Source organism: Neisseria sp. P0009.S007 (assembly GCF_051962515.1).
Map to the genome: position 1 here is coordinate 1 of NZ_JBQCVF010000261.1, position 1,795 is coordinate 1,795.

Genomic DNA, 1,795 nt, shown 5'->3' on the forward strand with positions numbered 1-1,795 from the left:
AAATCCACGAAATCTGCGCCATCGATCCTTGGTTCTTGGCGCAAATCGAAGACTTGGTAAAAGAAGAAAAATCGGTTTCAGACGGCCAGTTGCAAGACTTGGATTATGCCGCTTTACGCCGTCTGAAACGCAAAGGCTTCTCTGACAAACGTTTAGCACAATTGTTGAACGTAAGCGAAAAAGAAGTCCGCGAACACCGCTACGCACTGAACCTGCATCCGGTTTACAAACGCGTCGACACCTGCGCCGCCGAGTTTGCCACCGAAACCGCCTATCTCTACTCCACTTACGAAGAAGAATGCGAATCCCGTCCTTCCGACCGTAAAAAAGTGATGATTCTCGGCGGCGGCCCGAACCGCATCGGTCAGGGCATCGAGTTTGACTATTGCTGCGTTCATGCCGCACTCGCTCTGCGCGAATCCGGTTTTGAAACCATCATGGTCAACTGCAACCCCGAAACCGTGTCCACCGACTTCGACACCAGCGACCGCCTGTACTTCGAGCCGCTGACTTTGGAAGACGTATTAGAAATCGTCCGCACTGAAAACCCATGGGGCGTGATTGTGCATTACGGCGGTCAAACCCCGCTCAAGCTGGCCAATGCCTTGGTGGCAAACGGCGTGAACATCATCGGCACATCTGCCGACAGCATCGACGCCGCCGAAGACCGCGAACGCTTCCAAAAAGTGTTGAACGACTTAGGTTTGCGCCAACCGCCTAACCGCATCGCCCACAACGAAGAAGAAGCCCTCGTTAAAGCCGAAGAAATCGGTTATCCGTTGGTTGTCCGTCCTTCTTACGTACTTGGCGGCCGCGCCATGCAGATTGTTCACTCTGCCGAAGAGTTGCAAAAATACATGCGCGAAGCCGTACAAGTTTCCGAAGACAGCCCTGTATTGCTCGACTTCTTCTTGAACAACGCCATCGAAGTGGACGTAGACTGCGTTTCAGACGGCCAAGAAGTCGTGATCGGCGGCATTATGCAACACGTCGAACAAGCAGGTATCCACTCCGGCGACTCCGGCTGCTCATTGCCTCCATACTCATTGGACGAAGAAATTCAAGACGAAATCCGCCGTCAAACCAAAGCCATGGCATATGCACTGGGCGTGGTCGGCTTGATGAACGTACAGTTTGCCGTACAAGACGGCGTGGTCTTCGTACTGGAAGTAAACCCACGCGCCAGCCGTACCGTACCGTTCGTATCCAAAGCCACCGGCGTACCGCTTGCCAAAGTCGGCGCGCGTGTGATGGCAGGCATTTCGCTGAAAGAGCAAGGCGTGGAAAAAGAAGTTATCCCAGACTTCTACGCCGTTAAAGAAGCCGTGTTCCCATTCATCAAATTCCCGGGTGTGGACACCATTCTCGGCCCTGAAATGCGCTCTACCGGCGAAGTCATGGGCGTAGGCGCAAGCTTCGGCGAAGCCTACTTCAAAGCCCAACTCGGCGCAGGCGAACGCTTGAGCACAACAGGCAAAGTGTTCCTCGCCGTACGCGACGAAGACAAACCGCTCATCGTCAAAACCGCACAAAACTTCCAAGCACTCGGCTACGGTGTCTGCGCCACTCGCGGTACCGCCGAATACTTGAAAGAACACGGCATCATCGTGCAAGCGGTCAACAAAGTGCAGGAAGGCCGCCCACACATCGTGGACGCAATTAAAAACGGCGAAATCGCACTGGTGGTCAACACTGTCGGCAGCACAGTGCAATCTGTTACCGACAGCCACAGCATCCGCCGCACCTCCCTCACCCAACGCGTACCGCAATACACCACCATCGCCGGCGGCGAAGC

General features: G+C 54.7%; 1 protein-coding gene. It reads left to right on the forward strand.

Going from position 1 to position 1,795, the window contains the following annotated elements:
- Positions 1-1,795: carbamoyl-phosphate synthase large subunit (gene carB, locus ACTHS3_RS12260; protein ID WP_440368062.1), on the forward strand; the 1,795-nt coding region annotated here is incomplete at both ends.